The 25359-nt window shown below is 65.4% G+C and carries 18 protein-coding genes and 1 tRNA gene; 15 read left to right on the top strand and 4 right to left on the bottom strand.

Translation table 11 applies throughout. From position 1 onward, the window contains the following. Positions 1-20: 20 nt before the first annotated feature. Complete coding sequence (locus I6F09_RS20145) at positions 21-182, bottom strand: hypothetical protein (protein WP_035999590.1); 162 nt, start codon at positions 180-182, stop codon at positions 21-23. Positions 183-345: 163 nt separating this feature from the next. Between I6F09_RS20145 and I6F09_RS20150 the strand changes: the two genes are divergently transcribed. Further along, entirely contained in the window at positions 346-537 is a 192-nt protein-coding gene (locus I6F09_RS20150; RefSeq protein ID WP_081494453.1) for a hypothetical protein, read from the top strand. A gap of 282 nt (positions 538-819) precedes the next feature. Here I6F09_RS20150 and I6F09_RS20155 read toward each other — a convergent pair whose 3' ends face one another. Further along, the gene (locus I6F09_RS20155) at positions 820-1047 is read right to left on the bottom strand and encodes a DUF2171 domain-containing protein (protein WP_025036201.1); all 228 of its coding nucleotides are present in this window, start codon (positions 1045-1047) and stop codon (positions 820-822) included. A gap of 114 nt (positions 1048-1161) precedes the next feature. Here I6F09_RS20155 and I6F09_RS20160 point away from each other — a divergent pair, with 114 nt between their 5' ends. Together I6F09_RS20160 and I6F09_RS20165 are read left to right on the top strand one after the other, a co-directional pair. Continuing rightward, positions 1162-2508 (top strand): hypothetical protein, encoded by a 1347-nt coding sequence (locus I6F09_RS20160; protein ID WP_225188866.1) that lies wholly within the window; start codon positions 1162-1164, stop codon positions 2506-2508. Between the two features lie 60 nt (positions 2509-2568). Then, positions 2569-2745, top strand: coding sequence for a hypothetical protein (locus I6F09_RS20165; RefSeq protein ID WP_225188867.1), 177 nt, complete (start codon positions 2569-2571; stop codon positions 2743-2745). 82 nt (positions 2746-2827) lie between these two features. On the opposite strand, the gene I6F09_RS20170 is transcribed toward I6F09_RS20165, so the two are convergent. Then, positions 2828-2904: transfer RNA gene (locus I6F09_RS20170), tRNA-Arg, on the bottom strand. A 420-nt stretch (positions 2905-3324) separates the two neighbouring features. On the opposite strand from I6F09_RS20170, the gene I6F09_RS20175 reads away from it, so the two are divergent. The 6 genes from I6F09_RS20175 to I6F09_RS20200 all read left to right on the top strand — a co-directional run bounded on the left by I6F09_RS20175 (position 3325) and on the right by I6F09_RS20200 (position 14474). Next, positions 3325-8520, top strand: a complete 5196-nt coding sequence (locus I6F09_RS20175; RefSeq protein WP_225188868.1) for an alpha-2-macroglobulin — start codon at positions 3325-3327, stop codon at positions 8518-8520. A gap of 5 nt (positions 8521-8525) precedes the next feature. After that, positions 8526-10697 carry a penicillin-binding protein 1C gene (pbpC, locus tag I6F09_RS20180; RefSeq protein ID WP_225188869.1) on the top strand — a complete coding sequence of 724 codons (2172 nt, stop codon included), beginning with the start codon at positions 8526-8528 and terminating at the stop codon, positions 10695-10697. 50 nt (positions 10698-10747) lie between these two features. Next, a complete protein-coding gene (locus I6F09_RS20185) occupies positions 10748-12490 on the top strand; it encodes a glycosyltransferase family 39 protein (protein ID WP_225140773.1) in 1743 nt (580 codons plus the stop codon). Position 12491: 1 nt separating this feature from the next. After that, entirely contained in the window at positions 12492-13337 is an 846-nt protein-coding gene (locus tag I6F09_RS20190; RefSeq protein WP_225112825.1) for a phosphatase PAP2 family protein, read from the top strand. A gap of 64 nt (positions 13338-13401) precedes the next feature. Continuing rightward, the gene (locus tag I6F09_RS20195; protein WP_225136762.1) at positions 13402-14139 is read left to right on the top strand and encodes a glycosyltransferase family 2 protein; all 738 of its coding nucleotides are present in this window, start codon (positions 13402-13404) and stop codon (positions 14137-14139) included. Beyond that, positions 14136-14474, top strand: coding sequence for a lipid-A-disaccharide synthase N-terminal domain-containing protein (locus tag I6F09_RS20200; protein WP_025036223.1), 339 nt, complete (start codon positions 14136-14138; stop codon positions 14472-14474). Before I6F09_RS20195 ends, I6F09_RS20200 begins: the two co-directional genes overlap by 4 nt. A 65-nt stretch (positions 14475-14539) precedes the next feature. Here I6F09_RS20200 and metC read toward each other — a convergent pair whose 3' ends face one another. Beyond that, a complete protein-coding gene (gene metC, locus I6F09_RS20205; protein WP_036039383.1) occupies positions 14540-15724 on the bottom strand; it encodes a cystathionine beta-lyase in 1185 nt (394 codons plus the stop codon). Between the two features lie 397 nt (positions 15725-16121). Here metC and I6F09_RS20210 point away from each other — a divergent pair, with 397 nt between their 5' ends. The 6 genes from I6F09_RS20210 (at position 16122) to I6F09_RS20235 (ending at position 25342) form a co-directional block, all read left to right on the top strand. Beyond that, positions 16122-17138: an amino acid ABC transporter substrate-binding protein gene (locus I6F09_RS20210; protein ID WP_035999559.1), complete on the top strand. Its 1017-nt coding sequence runs from the start codon at positions 16122-16124 to the stop codon at positions 17136-17138. A gap of 25 nt (positions 17139-17163) precedes the next feature. Then, the gene (locus I6F09_RS20215; RefSeq protein ID WP_225188870.1) at positions 17164-18369 is read left to right on the top strand and encodes an ABC transporter permease subunit; all 1206 of its coding nucleotides are present in this window, start codon (positions 17164-17166) and stop codon (positions 18367-18369) included. Further along, complete coding sequence (locus I6F09_RS20220; RefSeq protein WP_057029156.1) at positions 18366-19886, top strand: amino acid ABC transporter permease; 1521 nt, start codon at positions 18366-18368, stop codon at positions 19884-19886. The genes I6F09_RS20215 and I6F09_RS20220 overlap by 4 nt, the downstream gene beginning before the upstream one ends. Before the next feature lie 11 nt (positions 19887-19897). Next, the gene (locus I6F09_RS20225) at positions 19898-20635 is read left to right on the top strand and encodes an amino acid ABC transporter ATP-binding protein (protein ID WP_035999552.1); all 738 of its coding nucleotides are present in this window, start codon (positions 19898-19900) and stop codon (positions 20633-20635) included. A 92-nt stretch (positions 20636-20727) separates the two neighbouring features. Continuing rightward, positions 20728-22959 (top strand): tetratricopeptide repeat protein, encoded by a 2232-nt coding sequence (locus I6F09_RS20230; RefSeq protein ID WP_225188871.1) that lies wholly within the window; start codon positions 20728-20730, stop codon positions 22957-22959. A 112-nt stretch (positions 22960-23071) separates the two neighbouring features. Then, positions 23072-25342 carry a tetratricopeptide repeat protein gene (locus I6F09_RS20235; protein WP_225188872.1) on the top strand — a complete coding sequence of 757 codons (2271 nt, stop codon included), beginning with the start codon at positions 23072-23074 and terminating at the stop codon, positions 25340-25342. Positions 25343-25359 lie beyond the last annotated feature (17 nt).

Here is a 25359-nt window from a genome sequence, read left to right on the forward strand (position 1 = left end):
CAGGCCAATGCCTTGGTCGGTCAGGACACGAGCCAATCGAAGAATGCGATCGAGGCCCAGACCAGGCCCGCGATCCAGGCCACCATGACGACGCCGATGGTGCCGAGATAGGCGATGCCGAGCAGGTCCGCGCGATGTCGCTGCCTCGGGACGATGACTTCGGTTGCTGCTTTGCGTGTCATGACCGGACATCACCCATGAAGCCTGGACACGTAGTTTAGCGGAGATGTCGCGGACAGGCTGTGACGTGGTTCACAGACCGGTGCAGGAAGGCTGGTCGTTACCCCGCAATCATACGGACGAAATTGCCACGCACTCGTCCAGATGGCCGGCTAGAGTCTGCGCATGTACACCGAGTACGATCCGCAACATGAGGCCGAGGCCGCTATGAAGCGCGCCGCGGAGGCCGAGGGTGCCGACAGGCAACGGCTGATCCAGCTGGCCCTGGCATGGCACGAGCTCGCCCGCGATCTGCACGATGAGCAAGCCGGCCCCTCGCATCGAGCCGGGCGCAGGCCTTTGGCCCGAGAGCGCTGAGATGAGAAAAACCCCGTGCTCGGGGGACAAGCACGGGGTCCTTCAAAGCCGACCGGGGCTGGCGGGTCGGCACCACTCAGTTCGGTCATCCAACGCGCGGATCGCGCATTCGTTCCCGGTCAATCCGCAGCGCTGAAATCCGATCGCATTGCAGCGACCTTCCGCAGAAAGTCATCGTTAACGAATGCTCCGCGCAATCGAATTGCAGTCGCGATTCGTACTCGCGAACGAAGCGGAGTCGGACCGTGAACAAACAAAAAGCCCCCGCAGGGGCTCAGTGTTTTACGCAGCTTCGGTCTTCGGGACGGCGTCGGCATTCACCGACAGCTTGACCACGTCGCCTTCGACGGCGCCGACATATTTCGTGTCGATGTAGTGATGATGGTCCTTGTGACCTTCCGGGCTGTCCTTGCGCGTCAGCTTGATGCGGTTGCCCTCGAGACGATCGACGGTGCCGACATGTGCGCCGTCCTTGCCGATGATCTTCATGTGCTCTCTGATGTCAGCCATGCTGTCCTCCTTGCATGGCTTCAACTGCGAAGGCGCCGGTTCGTTGCAGCAGGCACGTTGGACCCGTTGGGATTTCCGGACGTTGACGCCTGATTGGATCTGTCAAGAAGCGCGATGGAGACCGTTCGGGCCTATCTGGAACGCAAGCACTGGGAACTCAGGCTGTTGAACGACGGCCTGAGAAACCCGCTCGATTTGGCGTCGCCGCGTTCCGTCGATGACGTCGTCAGGTCCAAATTCCAGATCACTGCCGCGCTCAGGGCGGAGCATGAATTACACGAGTGGAAGGCGACCGAGACCGCCTGGTCGCACACGGCCGATCCCGCCAGCGGGCCGTTCGAGTTCAGTTACGACTACCAGCGGGCCGATCTCACGGTACGCGGTCCGTCGTTCTACGAGCTCGACGGCGGCTGCACGAGCACGGCGATCTACACTGCCTCGGGGATGGCGGCGATCTCCGCGGTGCTGCTCGCCTCCGCGCGGATCGTCGCGAAGGCGGATATCCTGGTGCTGCCAGGCTGCTATGGCGAGACGCTGGAGCTGATCCGAAGCTTCATGCCGGATTTGCGGATCGAACCCTTGCCGCTGCCGCTCGGCGATGCGCTTGCACGGGTGAGCTCGCCGCGGATCCTGCTGCTGGATTCCTGCTCCGTCGCCGGCGCCATCGAGGCGGTGCTGCGCTGTGACGGCTCGGGCCTCGATCTCCTGATTTTCGATACGACGTGCTTCGCCGGCAGGTCGGGCCGCATCAGGCGCGTCGTGGGGTGGGCCAGGCGACACGGAATTGCGCTGGTGCTGGTGCGAAGCCACAACAAGCTCGATTCGCTCGGAGCGGAATATGGCCGCCTCGGCTCGGCCGTCTTCGTGCGCGGGCATGAGCGTCCGCTGCGGGCAGGGGACGCTGAATGGTCACGTCTGGCGTTCGAAACGCGCAACGCAGTGCGGCTGCTCGGCGGCGCGGCCTTGCCGGCCCACTTCCCGCCCTTCGCGGGCAGCGCGGCGTATTGGGCGCTGACGAAGCGGCGCGTGGCGGCGATCTTGCGCAACGGCCGAAGCTCGGCGCGATACTTTGCCGCCGAGATCCCGGCGCTCTCGGCTCAGCTTCGCTTCGCCCACGGTCTCTACGTGACTCTTCGCGGAAGGCGCGCGCTCGACGAGGCGGCAGCGCGGCAGGCTGCCGAGGACATGAGCTGCGAATTGCGCCGCGAGGGCTTTCCCATCCGCCACGCCGGCAGCTTCGGCTTCGACTTCGCCGCGACCGAATGGTTTCACGACGCGACGACGGACCAGTACAGCGTCCGGGTGGCGGTGCCGGACCTGCCGACGGAGGTGTGGGACGATCTCACCGCTTCCATTGCGCGGTGGTGGTGGGGTCATCAGCGGCAGGCTGTGGATAGACCGGAGGGCGGGCGCGTCGATCAGTCGACCGCCAGGCAATATTCGAGTCGCGGCTTCTCGTGACCGCGGTGCGCCCAGTCCTCAACTGCAAATGCAGGCTGACGTTGTCCCATTGCGGCGCCAATGATCGAGGCCTGGACCACCTTGATGGGTCTCGTGACCACATTGGTGTTCACCACGCCTGCGTCGACCGCCAAATACGAGATCGCAACGACCGCGACCGCAGATGCGATCGCCATTCTCGTCAATTCGGATTGCTGCATTCCCAAACCTATCGGGCGCGTCTCACCCGGCGCTTAGATAGGGGCGATCGGCGCCGTTCAAAGGCCGGCATATGGTTACCCACGCGTTCGTGATGGGCGCCGACTTTGCAAATGGTGAATGGCGATCCCGGCAGGACTCGAACCTGCAACCCGCGGAGTAGAAATCCGCTACTCTATCCAGTTGAGCTACGGGACCGTCTTGAGCCGGCCGGTTTGGGCCGCCCGGATTGGGTGGCTGGCCGTTCATGTAGCATGCCAATATGAAAAAACTGGTGTTTCGCCAAGTCTGAACCGAACCGTTTTCCTCAGTGCGGCGACAAAGCGGAACGGTGGGGTGTCAGGGTGCCGGGTTGAGCGGCAGCGGACTGGACGATGGATCACATCGCCGGGAACGCTGAACAGCTTCCGGGACACGGCCGCCGGTCGACTGGTCAGGTAGTGCTGCGCCATCAGGACGGCGTGCGCGGCAATATCTCGGCCGGTTTCCTCTGGGCTTGCCTCTGTCATGGCGAAAGCGACGCTTTGCACCTTCTGGTTCCATCGCCTTGAGTCCGTCACCTTTCCGCGCATTTCATTTGCCGCCGCGGCGTTCGTCCGCGCTTTCCGGGAGTCCTCCATGATCGGTCTTGTTCGCGCCGTCACAATCTGCGCCACGCTGGCGCTCGGCCTCGTCGCTGCGCAGGCCGCCGACAAGGCGTTCAAACGCGACGACCTCGTCGATTCCGCGATCAAGCTGGAGGCCCAGATCAAGAGCGAGGCGGGGCCGGTCGCCAAGTCCAATGCGACGCTGAAGACGGACGCCGACGCCGCCTTCCGGCGCAATGATTATCGCACCGGCCTTTCGGTGCTCGGCCAGATTGCCGCGACCACGCCCGAGGATGCCGGCAACTGGCTGCGGCTCGCCAAGGTCATCTTCCAGATTTCGCCGAAGAGCTCGAGCGAGCAGACCTTCCTTTTGGAGCGCGCCTCGACGGCGGCCTATATCGCTTACATGCGCGCCGGCAATCCGGGCGAGGAGGCCGACGCGCTCGCCGTGCTCGGCAAGGCGCTGGCCGATCGCAAGCTGTGGCGGCCGGCACTGGATGCGCTGCGGCTGTCGCTCGACATGCGCGAGGTCGCCGACGTCCGCGGCCAATATGAGAGGATGCGCGACGAGCACGGCTTCCGGCTGCTCGACTATACCGTGGATTCGGACTCGGCGAGCCCGCGCGCCTGCTTCCAGTTCTCCGAGGAATTGGCCAAGCGCACCGATTTCGCGCCGTTCCTAGCGCTCGCCGGGCAGGACAAGCCGGCGCTGACGGCCGAAGGCAAGCAGCTCTGCGTCGACGGGCTGAAGCACGGCGAGCGCTACAACATCAACCTGCGGGCCGGTCTGCCGTCGACCGTGAAGGAGGGGCTGCCGAAATCGGCCGAGTTCAACATCTATGTGCGCGACCGCAAGCCGTTCGTGCGCTTCACCAGCCGCGCCTACGTGCTGCCGCGGACCGGTCAGCGCGGCATTCCCGTCGTCAGCGTCAACACGCCCGCGGTCAGCATCAACGTCTTCCGGATCGGTGACCGCAACCTGATTAACACGGTGGTCGACAGCGACTTCCAGAGGACGCTGTCCAAGTATCAGCTCAGCGAGCTCGGCGACGAGCGCGGCGTCAAGGTCTGGACCGGCGAGCTTGCGACTGCGACGACGCTGAACCAGGACGTCACCACGGCGTTCCCGGTCGACCAGGCGCTCGGCGAGCTCCAGCCCGGTGTCTACGTCATGACGGCCGCGGCGAGGGCCTCGGACGAAGACTACCAGCTCGCCACGCAATGGTTCATCGTCTCCGACCTCGGCATCGCCGCTTATTCCGGCAATGACGGCATCCATGTCTTCGTCAACTCGCTGGCGTCGACCGATCCGGTCGGCAAGGCCGAGGTGCGGCTGGTCGCGCGCAACAACGAGATCCTGGCGACCCGCAAGACCGACGATGCCGGTCACGTGCTGTTCGAGGCCGGCCTTGCGCGCGGCGAGGGCGGATTGTCGCCGGCGATGCTCACGGTCACCGGCGAGAAGGCTGACTATGCCTTCCTGAGCCTGAAGACCTCGGCCTTCGACCTGTCCGACCGCGGCGTTTCGGGGCGCGCGGTGCCCGCAGGCGCCGATGCCTTCGTCTATGCCGAGCGTGGCGTCTACCGCTCCAGCGAGACCGTCTTCCTCACCGCGCTGCTGCGGGACGGCCAGGGCAATGCCGTCACCGGCGGGCCGATGACCCTGGTGGTCGAGCGCCCCGACGGCGTCGAATATCGTCGCGCCGTGCTGGCGGATCAGGGCGCTGGCGGCCGCACGCTGTCCGTGCCGCTCAACTCGGCCGTCCCGACCGGCACGTGGCGGGTGCGCGCCTTCACCGATCCGAAGGGAGCTTCGGTCGGCGAGACCACCTTCATGGTCGAGGATTACGTTCCCGATCGGATCGAATTCGACTTGTCTGCCAAGGACAAGCTGATCAAAGCTAATTCTCCAGTGGAGCTTAAGGCCGACGGTCATTTCCTCTATGGCGCACCGGCCTCGGGCCTGCAGCTCGAAGGCGACATGCTGATTGCGCCCGCGGCCGAGCGGCCCGGCTTTGCCGGCTACAAGTTCGGCTTCGACGACGAGGAGACCACCTCGAACGAGCGCACGCCGCTGGAGAACCTGCCCGAGGCCGACGCCAAGGGCGTTGCGATCTTCCCGGTGACGCTGGACAAGCAGCCGGCCTCGACGCGTCCGCAGGAGGCGCAGATCTTCGTCCGCATGGTCGAGACCGGCGGCCGCGCCGTCGAGCGCAAGATCGTGCTGCCGGTCGCGCCCGCCACGGCGCAGATCGGCATCAAGCCGCTGTTCGGCGACAAGAACGTCACGGAGGGCGACAAGGCCGAGTTCGACGTCGTGTTCGTCTCGCCGGACGGCGAGAAGCTGCGTCGCGACGGTCTGCGCTACGAGCTCCTGAAGATCGAGTCGCGCTACCAGTGGTACCGCCAGAACAATTACTGGGAGTACGAGCCGGTCAAGTCGACCTCGCGCGTCGCCGACGGCGACGTCACTGTTACGGTCGACAAGCCGACGCGGATCTCGCTCACGCCGCAGCCCGGCCGCTACCGGCTCGACGTCAAGTCGAACGAGGCCGACGGCCCGGTGACCTCGGTGCAGTTCGACGTCGGCTGGTACTCGGACGGCAGCGCCGACACGCCGGACCTGCTGGAGACCTCGATCGACAAGCCGCAATACGCCTCCGGCGACACCATGACGGTGTCCGTCAACGTCCGCAGCGCCGGCAAGCTCACCATCAACGTGCTCGGCGAGCGGCTGCTGACGACGCAGACCATCGACGTCAAGGAAGGCACCGCGCAGGTCAAGCTCCCGATCGGCAAGGATTGGGGCACCGGCGCCTATGTGGTGGCGACGCTGCGCCGTCCGCTCGATGCCGCCGCCCAGCGCATGCCTGGCCGTGCGATCGGGCTGAAATGGTTCGGCATCGACAAGCAGGCTCGCACCTTGCAGGTCAAGCTGTCGCCGCCTTCGCTGATCCGGCCGAATTCGACGCTGAAGATCCCCGTCAAGCTCGATGGGCTCAATCCGGGCGAGGACGCCAAGGTCGTCATCGCCGCGGTCGACGTCGGCATCCTCAATCTCACCAATTACAAGCCGCCGGCGCCGGACGATTATTATCTCGGCCAGCGCCGCCTCAGCGCCGAGATCCGCGACCTCTACGGCCAGCTGATCGACGGCATGTCGGGCACGCGCGGCCAGATCAAGTCCGGCGGCGACGCCGGTGGCGAGCTCCAGGGCTCGCCGCCCACGCAGAAGCCGCTCGCGCTCTATTCCGGCATCGTCACGGTCGCCGCCGACGGCTCGGCCGAAGTGAGCTTCGATGTTCCGGAGTTCGCGGGAACCGCGCGCGTGATGGCGGTGGCGTGGACCGCGACCAAGCTCGGCCGCGCCAACACCGACGTCGTGATCCGCGATCCCGTGGTGCTGACGACGACGCTGCCGCGCTTCCTGCTCAATGGCGACCACGGCACGGTCAATCTCGAGATCGACAATGTCGAGGGCCAGGCCGGCGACTACGTCATCAATGTGAAGGCGGGCGGCCCGGTGAAGATGACCGGCAATCCCGCAACCACAGTGAAGCTCGCGGCCAAGCAGCGCAATGCGTTCTCGCTTGCAATCGATGCGACCGCGACGGGTCAGGCGACGCTCGACGTCGACATCAAGGGGCCGAATGGCCTTTCGCTGGCGCGTCACTATGCCTTCGACGTCAAGGCGGCGACGCAGGTGCTTGCGCGCCGCTCGATCCGGACCCTGGCGAAGGGCGAAAGCCTGACGCTGACCTCGGACATGTTCTCCGACCTCGTGCCGGGCACCGGCAGCGTCTCGGTCTCGGCGAGCCTGTCGACCGCGCTCGATGCAGCGACGATCCTCAAGGCGCTCGACCGCTATCCCCACGGCTGCTCAGAGCAGATCACGAGCCGGGCGATGCCGCTGCTCTATGTCAACGAGCTCGCGGCCGGCGCGCATCTTGCCATGGACACCGAGGTCGACCAGCGCATCCGCGACGCCATCGAGCGGCTGTTGGCCCGCCAGGGCTCGAACGGCTCGTTCGGCCTGTGGTTGGCCGGCGGCGATGATGCCTGGCTCGATGCCTACGTCACGGACTTCCTCACGCGAGCCCGCGAGAAGGGCTTTGCGGTGCCGGACGTGCTGTTCAAGAACGCGCTCGACCGTATCCGCAACTCGGTCGTCAATGCCAACGAGCCGGAGAAGGATGGCGGCCGCGATCTCGCCTACGGCCTCTACGTGCTGGCGCGTAACGGCGCAGCTCCGATTGGCGATCTCCGCTATCTCGCCGATACCAAGCTCGCCAACCTCGCGACCCCAATCGCGAAATCGCAGCTTGCGGCGGCGCTCGCCCTGGTCGGCGACCGCAACCGCGCCGAGCGGGTCTATGGCGCCGCGCTCGACAGCCTTGCGCCAAAACCCGCGCTGGAATTCGGCCGCACCGATTACGGCTCGCAGCTGCGCGACGCCGCCGCATTGGTGTCGCTCGCCAGTGAAGGCAACGCGCCGAGGGCGACGCTGACGCAGGCGGTGTCGCGGGTCGAGACCGCCCGCGGGCTGACGCCCTACACCTCCACGCAGGAGAATGCGTGGCTGGTGCTGGCGGCGCGGGCGCTCGCCAAGGAGAACATGTCGATTGAGGTCGACGGCCAGCCGGTCAAGACCGCCTTGTATCGCAGCTACAAGGCGGACACGCTGGGCGGCAAACCGCTGAAGATCACCAACACCGGCGATGCGCCGGTGCAGGCGGTCGTCTCGGTGTCGGGCTCGCCGGTCGCGCCGGAGCCGGCGGCGTCAAACGGCTTCAAGATCGAGCGCGGCTACTATACGCTCGACGGCAAGCCCGCCGACATCAGCAAGGTCAAGCAGAACCAGCGCTTTGCAGTCGTGCTGAAGATCACTGAGGCCAAGCCCGAGTACGGCCACATCATGGTGTCCGACTATCTGCCGGCGGGTCTGGAGATCGACAATCCGAACCTGGTGTCGTCGGGCGACAGCGGCACGCTGGACTGGATCGAGGACGGCGAGGAGCCTGAACATACCGAATTCCGCGACGACCGCTTCACCGCGGCCGTCGACCGGGCCTCGGATTCCAAGTCGGTCTTCACGCTCGCCTATGTCGTGCGCGCGGTCTCGCCCGGCAAATACGTGCTGCCGCAGGCCTATGTCGAGGACATGTACAATCCCTCGCGCTATGGTCGGACCGGCACGGGCAGTGTCGAGGTGCGGGCGGCGAAGTGAGTGAGATGAGCGAGGCTGAGCCACATACACGGGCATCCACGGCCGCGCCGGCGGTGGGTGTTGGCGTGGATGGCCGGGTCAAGCCCGGCCATGACGGACGGAGGGGGCGGATCGCCTTTCGCCTTCTCTCCGCAGCCGCGCTCACCTTTATCCTCGCCATCATCGGCTTCGTTGGCTGGGTCTATTCGCTCGGCCCGCTTCCGCTCGACGAAGCCCGCCAGGTCTCAACCACCATCGTCGATCGCAACGGCAAACTGCTGCGCGCCTATGCAATGGCGGATGGGCGCTGGCGGTTGCCGGTCGATACCAGGACCAATGTCGATCCGACCTACCTGAAACTGCTGTTCGCCTATGAGGACCAGCGCTTCTACGCCCATGGCGGCATCGATCCGTTGGCGCTGGGGCGCGCCGCGTTGCAGCTGGGAACGCGCGGCCACATCGTCTCGGGCGGCTCGACCATCACGATGCAGCTGGCCCGTCTGATGGAGCCGCGGCGGCAGCGCTCGCTTTACGCAAAATTGCGGCAGATCGTGCGTGCCATCGAGATCGAGCGCAGCATGAGCAAGGAGCAGATCCTCGATCTCTATCTGGCGCTGGCGCCCTATGGCGGCAATCTCGAAGGCATCCGCGCGGCGTCGATCTCCTACCTCGGCAAGGAGCCGAAGCGGCTGTCGCTGGCGGAGGCCGCGTTGCTGGTCGCGCTGCCGCAATCGCCGGAGACGCGCCGGCTGGATCGCTATCCGGAGGCAGCCCGCAAGGCGCGCGACCGCGTGCTCGACCGCATGGTCGAGGAGCACGTGGTCAGCGCCGACGACGCCAATCAGGCCAAGGCGATGCCGGTGCCGAAACTGCGCAGGCCGATGCCGATCCTGGCGCCGCATGCCTCCGACGCCGCGCAGTCGACGGTCAAGGACGCGCCGATCATCAAGCTGACGCTCGATGCGACCTTGCAGAAGGTGCTGGAGCCGCTGGCGCGCGACCGCGCAATTGCGCTGGGTCCGAACATCTCGGTCGGCATCGTCGTGGTCGACAATGAGAGCGGCGACGTGCTCGCGCGTGTCGGCTCGGCCGATTATTTCGACGAGAGCCGGGCAGGGCAGGTCGACATGACCCGCGCCATCCGCTCGCCCGGCTCGACGCTCAAGCCCTTCATCTACGGGCTCGCCTTCGAGGACGGCTTTGTCCATCCCGACAGCTTGATCGACGACCGCCCGGTCCGCTTCGGCTCCTATGCGCCGGAAAATTTCGACATGACTTTCCAGGGCACCGTGCCGGTGAGGAAGGCTCTGCAACTGTCGCTGAACGTGCCGGCCATCGTGCTGCTCGACCGCGTCGGCTCGAGCCGGCTGACCTCGCGGCTGCGGCAGGCCGGCGGCAACCTCGTCCTGCCCAAGGACGAAGCGCCCGGCCTCGCCATGGGGCTCGGCGGCGTCGGCGTGACGCTCCAGGACCTCGCCCAGCTCTATGCCGGCTTTGCCCGCCTCGGGACCACCAAGCCGCTGCGCGAGATCGTGACGGCCAAGGACGATCGGGAGCCGCTGCGGCTGCTGGATCAGGTCGCAGCCTGGCAGGTCGGCAACGTCCTGCTCGGCACGCCACCGCCGGAGAACGCCGCCCACAACCGCATCGCCTTCAAGACCGGCACCTCCTACGGCTATCGCGACGCCTGGTCGGTCGGCTTCGACGGTCGCATGACCATCGGCGTCTGGGTTGGCCGTCCGGACGGAGCGCCGGTTCCCGGCCTGATCGGACGCGTTGCCGCCGCGCCCATCCTGTTCGATGCCTTCGCCCGCAGCGGCAAGACGCTGACCGCCTTGCCGAAGCCGCCCAAGGGAACCCTGGTCGCAAGCAACGCGAAGCTGCCGCTGCCCTTGAAGCGGTTCCGTCCGGTCGGCGAACTGGTGCGAAGCGGGGGCGAGCAGCCGCTGCACATCCAGTTTCCGCTGAACGGCTCGCGGATCGACGTCGATCGATCGGGTGGCCGGGAGAGCGCGGCGATGCCAGTCAAGGTCGCCGGCGGCGTGCTGCCCATGACCGTCATGGTTAACGGCACCGCGCTCGGCGAGATCGACGGCCGCCGTCAGCGGCTGATCGATCCGCCCGGCCCGGGCTTTGCACGGCTCACCGTGATCGACGCCACGGGCGCCGCGGACACAGTCGTCATTCGAATTCAATGACCCTGCCTTAAGCGGTTGTCGCCATGGCGGTTTCAGCGTAAGCGGAACCAATGGCCGACACCTACCCCAGCCCCCGTTTTGGTGCCCCCCGCGAGTCGAAATCGCCCACAAATCCGGGCAGTGGGCTCGTGCGCATGCTCGACATCGTCACGGCCAGCCACCCGCGCGCAGTCGGCTTCCTGGTGCTGTGCGCGCTGCTGCTGTTCCTGCCGGGCTTCTTCACCATCCCGCCGATCGACCGCGACGAGGCGCGGTTTGCCCAGGCCACCAAGCAGATGGTCGAGAGCGGCGACTATGTCGACATCCGCTTTCAGGAGGACGTCCGCTACAAGAAGCCGGTCGGCATCTACTGGTTGCAATCGGCGACCGTCGAGGCCGCCTCGATGCTCAAGCTGCCGAAGGCCGAATTGCGGATCTGGGTCTACCGCCTGCCGTCGCTGATGGGGGCGATCGGCGCCGTGCTGATGACCTATTGGGCCGCGCTCGGCTTCGTCACGCGGCGCGCCGCGGTGCTGGCGGCGCTGATGATGTGCGCCTCCGTGCTACTCGGCGTCGAGGCGCGCCTGGCCAAGACCGACGCCGTGCTGCTGCTCTGCGTGGTTGCCGCGATGGGCGCGATGGCGCGGGCCTATCTGTCCTGGCAGCGCGCCGAGGACGAGACGCATCCGCCCTGGAGCTGGCCCGCGATCTTCTGGACCGCGCTTGCTGCGGGCATCCTGATCAAGGGGCCGCTGATCCTGATGTTCGCAGGCCTGACCATCGTCGCGCTCGCGATCCAGGACCGCGACGCCTCCTGGCTGTGGAAGCTGCGGCCTGTCTGGGGCCTGATGTGGATGCTGGTGCTGGTGCTGCCCTGGTTCGTCGCGATCTTCTGGCGCGCGGGCGAGACCTTCTTCACCACCTCCGTCGGCGGCGACATGCTGAGCAAGCTTGGCGCCCAGGAATCCCACGGCGCACCGCCCGGACTTTACCTGGCGCTGTTCTGGATCACGTTCTGGCCGGGTGCGCCGCTGGCGGCGATGGCGGCGCCCGCGGTGTGGCGGGCCCGCCGCGAGCCCGGTGCGCAGTTCCTGCTGGCCTGGCTGATCCCGTCCTGGATCGTGTTCGAGGCGGTGCTGACCAAGCTGCCGCATTACGTGCTGCCGCTGTATCCCGCGATCGCGATCCTCACCGCCGGCGCGGTGGAGCGGCGCGTGCTGTCGCGCTCCTGGCTGATGCGCGGCTCGGCCTGGTGGTTCGCGATCCCCGCAGCCGCCTCCATCATCGCGGTGGTCGGCTCGGTGATACTGACGCGGCAGCCCGCTTTCGTAGCTTGGCCGTTCATCGCGGCCGCGCTGATCTTCGGTCTGTTCGCCTGGTGGCTGTTCGATACCAACCGCGCCGAGCGCTCGTTTCTCAACGCCCTGGTCGCAGGCCTGATGCTCGCCGTGACGATTTACGGCATCGTGCTGCCGTCGCTGACCCCGCTGTTTCCCAGCATCGAGATCGCGCGCGCGCTTCGCAACGTCACCTGCGTCGGACCGAAGGCGGCTGCGGCCGGTTATCACGAGCCGAGCCTCGTCTTCCTGGCGGGCACCCGGACCTTGCTCACGGACGGCTCCGGTGCGGCGGACTTCCTGCGGCAGGGCAGCTGCCGCTTCGCGCTGATCGAGCAGCGCTCGGAGCGCAGCTTCGTGCAGCGTGCCGAGGCGATCGGGCTGCGCTACAAGGTCGGCGCGCGCATCGACGGCTATAACTTCTCGCAAGGGCGCGCGATCTCGATCTCGATCTTCCGATCGGAAGGTACCGAATAGGATGCGGGCTCTGACCGACGTTGCAGCGCATGCCGGCTATCCTGCGCAATTGCTAGCGGTGTCCTGGCGCGCGCTGGCGCAGCTCGTGCGGTCGCCCTCGCACTCGCGCCGCGCCGAGGCCGCCCGGAAGCTGGCGCGGCATTCGCTGTGGCTTGCCGCGGCGGGTGCAGCGCTCGTCATCGTGCTGATGGTCGCGTTCGATCAGACCGAGATCCTACTGATGCCGCCGCGCGGCACGCCGAGCCTGTGGCCGATCCGCATCCTCACCGATTTCGGCAAGGACGAGTATATCCTCTCGGTGCTGGGTGCTGCGCTGGTGGTGCTGGCGCTCGTCGCGGCCGGGCTGCGTGGGAGCCGCCGCGCGCTGCTGCTCGGCTTCGGCACGCGGCTGCAATTCCTGTTTCTGTCGGTTGCCGTGTCAGCCTTCGTCGCCGAGATCCTGAAATATGTCATCGGCCGCGGACGTCCGTTCGTCGGGGGCAAGGCCAATCCGTTCAACTTCGTCCCGTTCGAGGGGACAGGGGCTTATGCCAGCCTGCCGTCAGGCCACGCCGTGGCCGCGTTCGCCCTGGCGTTTGCCGTCTCGGCATTGTGGCCGCGTCTGCGCGTCTTCATGTTCACTTACGCAATCGTGATCGTGCTGACGCGCCTGGTGTTGCTGGCGCATCATCCGAGCGACGTGGTCGCCGGCGCTCTGATCGGAACGGTGGGCGCCATGGCCGTTCATTACTGGTTCGCGGCCCGAAAGCTCGGATTTGCCATCCGCGCCGACGGCACCATCGTGCCGCTTTCAGGGACGTTTTCCGACCGCCTTAAAAGGGTTGCCCACCGGGCATCCGCCCCATAAAAGCGGCTGCCTGCCGGGACCGCCGGTTCCTCTGGGCAGGTCAATTCCAACCACGAGCCTCGATTTGTCGACGTTCCAGCCTTCGGTTTCCATCGTTGTTCCCGTGCGCAACGAAGCCGATAACATCGCGCCGCTGATCGCGGAGATCGGCGCGGCACTCGATGGCCGCTGGCCCTATGAGATCATCTACGTCAACGACGGCTCGACCGACGCCACCGGCGAGCGGCTTGGCGCCATCATGAAGCAGCGGAGCAATCTGCGTCAGCTTCGCCATGCAAGATCGGGCGGCCAGTCGGCGGCCGTGCGCAGCGGCGTGCGCGCGGCGCGCGGAGAGATCGTGGCGACGCTCGATGGTGACGGCCAGAACAATCCGGCCTTCCTGCCCGACCTGATCGCGGCGGTCGAGAAGGGGGCAGGGCGCGTCGGTCTAGCGGCCGGCCAGCGGATCGGGCGCAAGGACACCGGCTTCAAGAAATTCCAGTCGCGCATCGCCAACGGCGTTCGCAACGCCATCCTGAAGGACGGCACGCGCGACACCGGCTGCGGGCTGAAGGCGTTCCGCCGCGACGTCTTCCTGATGCTTCCATATTTCGACGGGCTGCATCGGTTCCTCCCCGCCCTGGTCCGCCGCGAAGGCTATGACATCGCCTATGTCGATGTGATCGACCGGCCGCGCCATTCCGGCGTGTCCAACTATGGTTTCTTCGACCGGCTGTGGATCGGCATCATGGATCTTGCCGGCGTCTGGTGGCTGATCCGCCGCAAGAAGCCGACGCCTGAGGTGACCGAGGTGAACGCATGATCATTCAATACGGTCAGGCGCTGAGCAATTATCTCTATGACGTCTTCGTCGCCAAGTTCGACTTCTGGCTGGCATTCGGCCTGGTCGCGCAGCTGTTCTTCACGGCGCGCTTCCTGGTGCAGTGGATCGCGAGCGAGCGCGCCGGCAACAGCGTGGTGCCGATGGCGTTCTGGTTCTGCTCGATGGGCGGCGGGCTGATGACGCTGGTCTATGGCGTCGTGAAGCGCGAGCCCGTCATCATCCTCGGACAGTCGCTCGCGACCATCATCTATATCAGAAACATCATGCTGATCTGGAAGAACCGCGGCACCGCCTCGAAGACGCTGGACCGCTGATCCAGCGTTCGGCTCCGCTTGTTGAAGCCTGGCACGTTGCTAGGCGAGATGCCCAATCCTGATGCTCACATGGCCGCTTTGAGGGCAGCGAAGCCGCGGTCGAGATCGGCCTTGAGGTCGTCGGTGCTCTCGAGCCCGATGTGGAGACGCAGCGTCGGGCCGCCGGGCTCCCATTTGGTCGCGGTGCGATAGGCATCGCAATCGAAGGGAATCGCGAGGCTCTCGAACCCGCCCCAGGAAAAGCCCATGCCGAACAGCTTCAGCGTATTGAGCATGGTGTCGACCGCCTGCTGCGGCGCCGGCTTCAGCACGATGCTGAACAGGCCCGAGGCGCCGGTGAAGTCGCGCTTCCAGATCGCATGACCGGGATCGGTCTCCAGCCCGGGATGCAGCACGCGCGCAACCTCAGGCCTTGCCGCCAGCCAGCGCGCCATCTCGAGCCCGGAGCGATGATGTTGCGCCAGCCGCACCGACAGCGTGCGGAGGCCGCGCAGCGCCAGGAAGACGTCGTCGGGGCCGGCACAGACGCCGAGCAAGCGGATGCCTTCGGCAATCATCGGCCAGGCCTTAGCGTTGGCCGAGATGGTGCCGAACATGATGTCGGAATGGCCGCCGATATATTTCGTCGCGGCCTGCATGCTGATGTCGACGCCCTGGTCCAGCGAGCGGTGATAGAGCGGCGTCGCCCAGGTGTTGTCGTCGATGACGAGCGCGCCGCGCCCATGTGCGACTTCGGCGATGGCGCGGATGTCGGGCATCTCGAACGATTGCGAGCCCGGCGCCTCCACCAGAACGGCCCGGGTGTTGGGCTTGAACAGCTTGTCGATGCCCGCGCCGATCATCGGATCGAAATAGGTGGTCTCGACGCCGTAGCGCGTGAGCATGCCGTTGCAGAAATTGCGCGAGGGCCGATAGATGTTGTCGACCACCAGGATGTGGTCGCCGGCTTTGAGCACCGAGAGCAGGGTGGTGGAAATCGCCGACAGCCCCGACGGCACGATACCGACGCCGGCGCATTGCGGACCCTCCAGCGCCATCAGCGTCTCCTGGAACGCCTTGGTCGTCGGGGAACCGTGACGGCCGTAGGTGAACTCGCCGCGATGGGCGTGCAGGTCCTCTGCGGTCGGATAGAGCACGGTCGAGCCGTGGAAGACCGGCGGATTGACGAACCCCTTCTGCGCCTTGGTGTCGCGGCCGGAGGTGACCAGCCGGGTCTCGGCGTGCTGCTCTTGGGGGGACGAAGAATCCATGCGCCTGCTTTCAAAACCGCGTTTCCACCGGACGCATCGCGCCCCTGGGCCGACCGAAAGGCCGCGGTCGTTAATAACAGAACACAGAAGAGTCCCGTCAACCCCTTGACCCGGAACGCCAGTCGTTCTGTGATGCGCAGGTGCTATTCAGTCGCCGCATGTTGAGGGGCCTGCCGCGACCTTCGATCCATTGCCTGACCGGACGTCGCGTCACAGCCAAGAGATGGCGGGCGCCGGCGGCGGGGATGAAGGTATGGCCTCCCGAGATCGGCGAGTGTTCGGCAAGGTTTTCCAGCATGACTCTTGCAAGGCCGGATTCTTGAAGGACCTGGCTTGGCAGAGACGATCCTAAGACAACATTCCTGACCTTGAGACGACCTTGAAAGGCCCAAAGCCCATGAAACGCGTAACCCTGGCTCTCTCCCTTGCTCTCGCCGCCGGCCTCACCGCCCAAGCCGCCGATGCGCAAACGCTCAAGACCGTCAAGGATCGGGGCATGCTGTCCTGCGGCGTCAGCCAGGGCCTGCCGGGCTTCTCCTCGCCCGACGACAAGGGCAACTGGACCGGCATCGACGTCGACGTCTGCCGCGCCATTGCCGGCGCCATCTTCAACGATCCGACCAAGGTCAAGTTCGTGCCGCTGTCCGCCAAGGACCGCTTCACCGCGCTGCAATCCGGCGAGGTCGACGTGCTCTCGCGCAACACCACCTGGACCATCTCGCGCGACACCTCGCTCGGCGCCAATTTCACCGGCGTGACCTATTACGACGGGCAGGGCTTCATGGTGAAGAAGTCGCTCAAGGTGAATTCGGCGCTCGAGCTCAACAGTGCATCGGTCTGCGTGCAGACCGGCACCACCACTGAGCAGAATCTCGCCGACTACTTCAAGGCCAACAACATGAAGTACGAGGTGATCGCGTTCGCCACCAACGACGAGACCGTCAAGGCCTATGAGGCCGGCCGCTGCGACGTCTTCACCACCGACCAGTCGGGCCTGTACGCCAACCGCCTCAAGCTCGCCAGCCCCAACGACCACATGGTGCTGCCCGAGATCATCTCGAAGGAGCCGCTCGGTCCGATGGTGCGGCACGGCGACGACCAGTGGTTCGACATCGTGAAATGGACGCTGTTCGCGATGCTCACCGCCGAAGAGCTCGGCGTGACCTCGAAGAACATCGACGAGAAGGCGAAGCTGGAAAATCCCGAGCTGAAGCGCGTGCTCGGCAGCGACGGCAATTTCGGCGAACAGCTCGGCCTGACCAAGGATTGGGTGGTGCGGATCGTCAAGACCGTCGGCAATTACGGTGAGGTGTTCGATCGCACCGTCGGCGCCGGTTCGCCGCTCGGCATCAATCGCGGTGTCAACAATCTCTGGAACAAGGGCGGTCTTCAGTACGCGCCGCCGATCCGCTGATCAGCCCTGATCGGCCGGCAGCGGCATGAGCACCGAGGCTCGAAAACCGCCGCCCCAGATCGCGCTGAAGATACGGCGCATTCTGGGCGGCAAGGCAGGCTGGAACGGCGTTGCCGTCCAGTTTGCCTTCGCGGCGATCCTGGGCTGGATCGGCTACGAGATCGTCTCCAATGCGCGGGCCAATCTCGAGAACCAGCATATCGCCGCCGGCTTCGGCTTCCTCAGGAACAATGCCGGCTTCGACGTCAATCAGACCCTGATCTCCTATACCGGCTCGGACACGTTCCTGCGCGTGTTCGTGGTCGGACTGTTGAATACGCTCGTGGTCTCCGTGGTGGGCATTGTCTTCGCCACGGTGATCGGCTTCATCGTCGCGCTGTGCCGGCTGTCGCCCAATTGGCTGCTGTCGCGGGTCGGCGAGATCTATGTCGAGGTCATCCGCAACCTGCCACTGCTGTTCCAGATCCTGTTCTGGTACCTGGCGGTGCTCGCGGCCCTGCCAAATCCGCGGCAGAGCATTTCCCTGTTCGGCATTGCCTTCATCAGCAATCGAGGCCTCGTCATTCCCAGCCCGATCGGTCAGAGCGGTCTCGCGCCGTTCCTGGCGGTGCTGGCGCTCGGCATCGTCGCCTCACTGGCGCTGCGCGTCTACGCAAGGCGAGCGCTGTTTCAGCGCGGGCAGGTGATCCGCATCTGGCCTTCCGTGCTGGCCCTGCTGTTCGCGCTTCCGCTGGCCACGATGCTGGTCTTCGGTCTGCCTTTCACCTTCGAGCTGCCGCAGCTGAGGGGGTTCAACTTCGCCGGCGGCTCACGCATCATCCCGGAATTCGTGGCGCTGACGGTGGCGCTGGCGACCTATACCGCCGCCTTCATCGCCGAGATCGTGCGCGCTGGCATCCTGTCCGTTCACAAGGGGCAGATGGAGGCGGGATCTTCGCTCGGCCTCAGCCGCGGCGCAACGCTCCGCCTCATCGTCGTGCCGCAGGCCATGCGCGTCATCGTGCCGCCGCTGACCAACCAGTACCTCAATCTCACCAAGAACTCATCGCTGGCGGTCGCGATCGGCTATCCTGACCTGGTGTCGGTGTTTGCCGGCACGTCACTGAGCCAGACCGGGCAGGCGATCGAGATCATCGCCATGACGATGGGCGTCTATCTCCTGATCTCGCTCCTGACCAGCGCGATCATGAGCGTCTACGGTTGGCGTGTCAGCCGGAGCCTCGGCGCATGAGCGATGTCATCTCGTCCAGCTTCGTCCGCCAGGACCTGCTCGCCGAGCGTCCGGCGCCGGTGAAGACCACGGGCTTCATCGGCCTGATGCGCACGCGCCTGTTCAACTCGCCGACCAACATCCTGCTGACGATCGTCGGCGCCTTGCTGCTCTGGTTCACCATTGTTCCCTCCGTCAAGTTCCTGTTGGTCGATGCGGTCTGGAGCGGTAAGGACCGCACCGCGTGCCTCGCCGAGAACGCCGGCTTTGCGGTCGGCGCCTGCTGGCCCTACATCCAGGCGAAGCTCCCGCAACTGATCTACGGCTTCTATCCCGAGGCCGAGCGTTGGCGGGTGAACTTGACGCTGTTGCTTGCAGTGGTCCTACTGTTGCCGCTGCTCATTCCGCGGCTGCCGGCGAAGAGCCTGAATGCCGGCCTGTTCTTCGTCGCCTTTCCGGTGGTGGCGTTCTTCCTGCTGCACGGCGGAGGCATCAAGGGCTTCGGGCTGAGCTGGACGGCCGGCCTGCTGCAATTGTTCGACGAGAGCATCGTCGGTGCCGGACAGGCGCTGCTCACCTCGAGCAGGACCTCCGCGGTCGGTCCGCTGCTGTGGGTGCTCGGGAGCCTCATCGTGCTGCTCGGCACGGTGATCCATTGGCTGATCTTTCCGCTCACCTGGCTGCGCGATTATATCCAGGGCACGGGCCAGCCGGTCTGGGCAGATTTCGCCGTCACGGGCGCGATCGTCTGCCTGATCGCCTTCGTTCTCGGCGGTGGTGTTCGCACCGGCGGGCGGGCTCTGGCATCGAGCATCGCCACCTTCATTGCCATCGCCATCGTCATCAGGCTGATGGACCTCGACCACGGCGGATTGCCGATCGTGACGACGAATCTGTGGGGCGGCCTCCTGGTGACGCTGGTGGTCTCCGTCACCGGCATCGTCACCTCGCTGCCGATCGGCATCGCGCTCGCGCTCGGCCGCCGCTCGACCATTCCCTTGATCCGGATCTTCTCGATCGCCTTCATCGAGTTCTGGCGCGGCGTGCCGCTGATCACCGTGCTGTTCTTCGCAACCTACATGCTGCCGCTGTTCCTTCCCGGCAATTTCACCGTCGACGGCTTGGTGCGTGCGCTGATCGGCATCGCGCTGTTCACCGGCGCCTATCAGGCCGAGAACGTCCGCGGCGGGCTCGCGGCCATCCCGCGCGGGCAGAGCGAGGCGGCCGCCGCCCTCGGACTGTCCTGGTGGAAGACGACCTCGCTGATCGTGCTGCCGCAGGGGCTGCGGCACGTCATTCCGAACCTCGTCAACAGCTTCATCTCGCTGTTCAAGGACACCTCGCTGGTCTCGATCGTGGCGCTGTTCGATCTGCTCGGCTCGCTGCGCGCCTCGTTCGCGGATCCGAAATGGTCGACGCCGTCGACGGCGTTCACCGGCTTCGCCTTCGCCGGGATCATCTACTTCCTGTTCTGCTTTGGCATGTCGCGCTATTCCTTGTTCGTCGAGCACCGCCTCAACGCCCACCGCCGCAACTGATCGAGGCCACCATGTCCGAGCCCATCGTCAAGATTTCCGGCCTGAACAAATGGTACGGCGAATTCCACGTCCTGCGTGACGTCGATCTCGCGGTGCAGAAGGGCGAACGCATCGTGATCTGCGGCCCCTCGGGCTCGGGCAAGTCCACGCTGATCCGCTGCATCAATGCGCTGGAGGAATTCCAGGAAGGCGAGATCGTCGTCGACGGCATCGAGCTCGGGCCGAACCTCAAGCACGTCGACGCGGTCCGCCGTGAAGTCGGCATGGTGTTCCAAAGCTTCAACCTGTTCCCGCATCTGACCGTGCTCGACAATTGCACGTTGGCGCCGATCTGGGTCCGCAACATCCCCAAGAAGGACGCCGAGGTGACGGCGATGAAGTTCCTCGAGCGCGTCAAGATCCCGCACCAGGCCAACAAGTTTCCGGGTCAGATGTCCGGCGGCCAGCAGCAGCGCGTCGCGATCGCGCGAGCCCTGACCATGAACCCGAAGGTGATGCTGTTCGACGAGCCGACCTCGGCGCTCGACCCCGAGATGGTCAAGGAGGTGCTCGACACCATGGTCGACCTCGCCGAGGAAGGCATGACCATGCTGGTCGTCACTCACGAGATGGGCTTTGCCCGCGAGGTCGCCAACCGCGTCGTGTTCATGGACGCCGGGCAGATCATCGAGGCCAACACTCCGAACGAGTTCTTCGCCGCCCCGCAGCACGCCCGCACCAAGCTGTTCCTGAGCCAGATTCTGCGCTGAGTCCGGCGACCCGCGGCCTCGCCGGTCTGACCGCAAGCCTGGCACCATCCGAATCGGCTTGCCTCTTTTCGGACCATCTCCGGAGAGAGACCTTGCAGAGCAGTGCCGGCGTGCGCGCATACCAGAATGCGCGACTGGAAAAGAAGCTGAAGAAGCAGGCGGACGCCGTCATGGCCTTCGCGATCGAGGCACTCGGGCAGGGCAGGCCTGATGAGGCCGAGATGCTCTGCCGCGAGATCTTGAAGGAGGTGCCGGATCATTTTCATGCCACGCACCTGCTCGGCCTGCGCGCGTTCGACGGCGGGCGGCTCGACGAGGCGGAATTCCTGCTCGAGCGTGCGATTGCACTCGAGCCGCGTTCGCCCGATGCGCACGGCAATCTCGGGGCGGTCTATTTCGCGCTGGAGAAATTCGCTGGCGCCCGCGCCTGCCAGGAGAAGGCCATCGCGCTCAAGCCGAATTGTCCGATCACCCTGACCAATCTCGGCAATACGCTGCTGCACATCGGCCTCGGCAACGAGGCGATCGGGCTGCACGAGCGGGCGATCAGGCTGAAGCCGGATTATGCCGATGCGTTTTGCAACCGCGGCATGGCGGAATTGATGACGGGCCAGTTCGAGCGCGCCAAAGCGAGCTTCGACCGTGCCCTGACATTTCAGCCATCTCACGCCGAGGCGATCGCGGGCAGGGGGATGGTCAGCCTCGAGCTTCGGCACTTCGCGGAAGCGGGCGCCGCCTTCGACGCCGCGCTCGCGATCAAGCCGGGTTCGCCGCGGATTCTGCTGCAGCGTGGACGGCTCAACCTAAGTTTGTCCCGGCTGGTGCAGGCGGCCGCGGATCTCGACGCGACGCTGGCGCAATCGCCACGGCTCGAGCTCGCGCTGTGCTGGCGGGCGCAGATCGACATTCTCGCGGGCAACACGGCGCGGGCGATGGCAGGCGTCAAGACGCTGCTCGAGGTCAATCCGCAATCCGAGATGGGGTTGGCGCTTTTGGCGGCGTGCCTTGTGAACCAGGGAGACATCGCGACCGCGCTCGCGCACCTCGACGCCGCGCTCGAGATCGCGCCGGATTTTCCGGAGGCGATCGGATACAAGATCTTCGTGCTGGACTACCTGCCGGAGGCCGATTTCGCCGCCCAGCAGGCCGCGCGGAAATACTGGTGGGACGCGATCGGCGCGAAGCTGCAGCAAAGGACGCTGGCGCCGCGGCCACTCGATCCTGACCGGCGGATCGTGATCGGATACGTCGCATCCGAATTCAGGAACCACTCGGCGGCATACTCTCTGTTGCCGGTGCTGCGCAATCATGATCACGCCCAGTTCAAGGTCGTCTGCTATTCCTGCTGGCCGGTGCAGGACGAGATGACGGAGAGCTTCAAGCCTCTCGCGGATGTCTTCGTCGATGCCGCACAATTGTCCGATGACGAGCTGGCCGACCGCATCCAGGCCGATGGCATCGATATTCTGATCGATGTCTCCGGGCACACGACCGGCAGCAGGCTTCATGTCTTCGCCCGCAAGCCGGCGCCGATCCAGGTGACGGGCTTCGGGCATGCCACGGGGACGGGCCTTCAAACCATGGACTACGTGCTCGCGGACCCGATCTTCATCCCGCAATCGGCGCGCCATCTCCTGGCCGAGAAGGTGCACGACCTGCCGTGCCTGATCACGATCGATCCGATCCTGGACATTCCGCCTTCAGAGCCACCCATGCTCCGCAACGGCTACGTCACTTTCGGGGTGTTCAACCGCATCTTCAAGATTTCGGACGAGGCCATCCGGGTGTGGTCGAACGTGATGCATGCGGTGAGGGGATCGAAGATCATCGTCAAGAACGGGCTGCTTGACGATCCATTGCTGCGCGATCGATTGATCGCGCGGTTCGCGGCACAGGGCATCGCCGAAGAGAACGTGGTCTGCATGGGCTCGACCTCGCGTCCCGAGCATCTGCGGGCCTTCGCGATGGTCGACATTTCCCTCGACACCTTCCCGCAGAACGGCGGCATCAGCACCTGGGAGTCCCTCTATGCCGGCGTTCCCGTGGTCGCCAAGCTCGGCAGCGGCGCTTCGTCGCGCGCCGGCGGCTCCATCGTTGCCGCCGTCGGCCTGGAGGACTGGGTCGCCGAGGATGACGCGGGCTATGCCGCGATCGCGTGCAACTACGCGGCGCAGCCGGCCTACCTGGCAAAGCTGCGGGCGGATCTGCCGGCTCGGATCGCAGCCTCGCCGGCGGGCGACGTCGAATTTTACACGCGCGAGGTCGAAGCGGCCTATCGCCGGTTTTGGCGCGATTATTGCGCCGCCGCCTCGGAGGTGGCGTAGGACGATTGCGCTGGGCCCCGGGAAATCCCGGAGGCGATAGGACTCCGGTGACCGGCGGGCCAAGCTCGCGAATCAGTTAGACTCTGCTGAGGGCATCCTCCGGAGATACACTTTGCAGAAGAGCGGCGGCGCGCGCGCGTTCCAGAATGCGCGATTGCAGAAGAAGTTGATGAAGCAGGCCGACGCCGTCATTGCCGCTGCGGCGAACGCCTATGGCCAGGGCCGATATGCCGAGACCGAGGCGCTGTGCCGCGAGATTCTGAAAGCCCTTCCGGATCATGTCGATGCCATGCACCTGCTCGGCATGTGCGCCCATGACGGCCGGCGCCTGGAAGAGGCGAGGGAGCTGCTCGAGCGCGTGATCGCGCTCGATCCGCGCCTGCACGATGCCCACAACAACCTCGCGACCGTGCATTTCGACCTCGGCAATTACGAAGAGGCGCGGCGCTGCCAGGAGAGGGCGATCGCGCTCAAGCCGAATTTCGCGGTGGCGCTGACCAACCTCGGCAACACGCTGATGCATATGGGGCTGTACGAACAGGCGCTCGAGATGCACGAGCGCGCCATCAAGATTAAACCGGATTATGCCGATGCGCTCTGCAATCGCGGCATGGTTGAGATCGTGCTTGGGCAGATCATGCGTGCCAAGGAGAGCTTCGATCGCGCCCTCCTGTTTCAGCCGCGTCACGCCGAGGCCATCGTCGGCAGCGGCATGGTCAGCATGGAGCTGCGGCACCACGAGGAGGCCGCAGCCAAGTTCACTCAGGCCCTCGCAATCAAGCCAGGCGCGCCACGAATTCTGGCCCAGCGCGGACGGCTCAGTTACGAGCTGCAGCACCTGCAGGAGGCGCTGGCGGATTTCGATGCGGCGCTTGCGATTTCGCCCAAGCTCGAGCTGGCCCTTCGGGGCAAGGCGCAGGTCTGCCTCGTCATGGGAAGGACCGCGCAGGCGATGGCGGCCGCAACGACCTTGATCGAGCGAAATCCTCGCTCGGAGATGGGGTTGGCGCTTCTGGGCTTCGCTTATTCGAACCAGGGAGACATGGAATCCGCGATTGAATATCTCGATCGCGCGCTGGCGCTCCGACCGGACTATGGAGACGCGATCAGAGGCAAGATCTTCTTGCTGGACTACCTTGCGGAGGCGGATTTCGCGGTCCAGCAGGCGGTGCGAAAGTCCTGGTGGGATGCAATCGGTTCGAGGATTCCGCAAAGGACGCTGCCGAAGCGGCCGCTGGATCCGGACAAGCAGATTGTGGTCGGATATGTCGCGGCCGAATTCCGGCAACACTCGGCGGGACTCACCTTGCTGCCCGTGTTGCGCCATCATGATCACGCCAAGTTCAAGATCGTCTGCTATTACGCTTGGCCGGGGGCGGACGAGTACACCGCCATGTTCAGGCAGATGGCGGACGTCTGGGTCGACGCTTGGCAGATGTCGGACGACGAGCTCGCCGATCGTATTCAGGCCGACAATGTCGACATTCTGATCGACGTTTCCGGCCACACGACCGGCAACAGGCTGCAATGCTTCGCGCGGAAGCCGGCTCCGATCCAGGCCACCGGCTTCGGACACGCGACGGGTACGGGCATGCCGACCATGGATTACGTGCTCGCCGATCCCATCTTCATTCCGCCATCGGCCCGGCATCTGTTTCCCGAGAAGATCCACGATCTGCCGTGCCTGATCACGATGGAGCCGGTCACCAATCTAAAGCCCTCCGAGCTGCCGATGCTCCGCAACGGCTACGTCACCTTTGGTGTGTTCAACCGCATCTACAAGATCTCGGATGATGCGATCCGCGTGTGGTCGCGCATCATGCGGGAAGTGCCGGGATCGAAGATCATCCTCAAGCATGGTTTGCTCGACGATGCCCTGCTGCGCGATAGCCTGGTCGCACGCTTCATCGCACAGGGTATTGCGGAGGAGGACATCACTTGCCTCGGCACCACCTCGCGTGACGACCATCTGATGGCCTTCGACAAGATCGATATTTCCCTCGACACGTTCCCGCAGAACGGCGGCATCAGCACCTGGGAATCCCTCTACAAGGGCGTTCCGGTCGTGGCCAAGCTCGGCATTGGAGCCTCCTCGCGTGCTGGCGCCTCCATCGTGGCGGCCGTCGGCCTCGGCGACTGGGTCGCGGAGGATGATGACGGTTATGTCGAGATCGCCCGCAAGTTCGCCTCGCAGCCCGAATATCTGGCAAAGTTGCGCGCGGGCTTACCGGCCCAGATCGCAGCCTCGCCCGCCGGCAATGTCGAGATCTACACGCGTGAGCTCGAGGCGGGTTACCGAAAGTTCTGGCGCGACTATTGTGCCGCTGCCGCCGAGCACGGCGACGCTGCGGTCAGCGGGGCGGACGCACCTGGCGGCTCCTGAGCCGCATCCTGCAGGCG

It is taken from the genome of Bradyrhizobium sp. IC3195 (assembly GCF_020193585.1).
Lineage (GTDB): Bacteria > Pseudomonadota > Alphaproteobacteria > Rhizobiales > Xanthobacteraceae > Bradyrhizobium > Bradyrhizobium yuanmingense.

Coding starts and splice junctions, on each gene's coding strand:
- I6F09_RS20145 (WP_035999590.1), bottom strand. CDS start 182: ATGACACGCAAAGCAGCAACCGAAGTCATCGTCCCGAGGCAGCGACAT.
- I6F09_RS20150 (WP_081494453.1), top strand. CDS start 346: ATGTACACCGAGTACGATCCGCAACATGAGGCCGAGGCCGCTATGAAG.
- I6F09_RS20155 (WP_025036201.1), bottom strand. CDS start 1,047: ATGGCTGACATCAGAGAGCACATGAAGATCATCGGCAAGGACGGCGCA.
- I6F09_RS20160 (WP_225188866.1), top strand. CDS start 1,162: ATGGAGACCGTTCGGGCCTATCTGGAACGCAAGCACTGGGAACTCAGG.
- I6F09_RS20165 (WP_225188867.1), top strand. CDS start 2,569: ATGATCGAGGCCTGGACCACCTTGATGGGTCTCGTGACCACATTGGTG.
- I6F09_RS20175 (WP_225188868.1), top strand. CDS start 3,325: ATGATCGGTCTTGTTCGCGCCGTCACAATCTGCGCCACGCTGGCGCTC.
- pbpC (WP_225188869.1), top strand. CDS start 8,526: ATGAGCGAGGCTGAGCCACATACACGGGCATCCACGGCCGCGCCGGCG.
- I6F09_RS20185 (WP_225140773.1), top strand. CDS start 10,748: ATGGCCGACACCTACCCCAGCCCCCGTTTTGGTGCCCCCCGCGAGTCG.
- I6F09_RS20190 (WP_225112825.1), top strand. CDS start 12,492: ATGCGGGCTCTGACCGACGTTGCAGCGCATGCCGGCTATCCTGCGCAA.
- I6F09_RS20200 (WP_025036223.1), top strand. CDS start 14,136: ATGATCATTCAATACGGTCAGGCGCTGAGCAATTATCTCTATGACGTC.
- metC (WP_036039383.1), bottom strand. CDS start 15,724: ATGGATTCTTCGTCCCCCCAAGAGCAGCACGCCGAGACCCGGCTGGTC.
- I6F09_RS20210 (WP_035999559.1), top strand. CDS start 16,122: ATGAAACGCGTAACCCTGGCTCTCTCCCTTGCTCTCGCCGCCGGCCTC.
- I6F09_RS20215 (WP_225188870.1), top strand. CDS start 17,164: ATGAGCACCGAGGCTCGAAAACCGCCGCCCCAGATCGCGCTGAAGATA.
- I6F09_RS20220 (WP_057029156.1), top strand. CDS start 18,366: ATGAGCGATGTCATCTCGTCCAGCTTCGTCCGCCAGGACCTGCTCGCC.
- I6F09_RS20225 (WP_035999552.1), top strand. CDS start 19,898: ATGTCCGAGCCCATCGTCAAGATTTCCGGCCTGAACAAATGGTACGGC.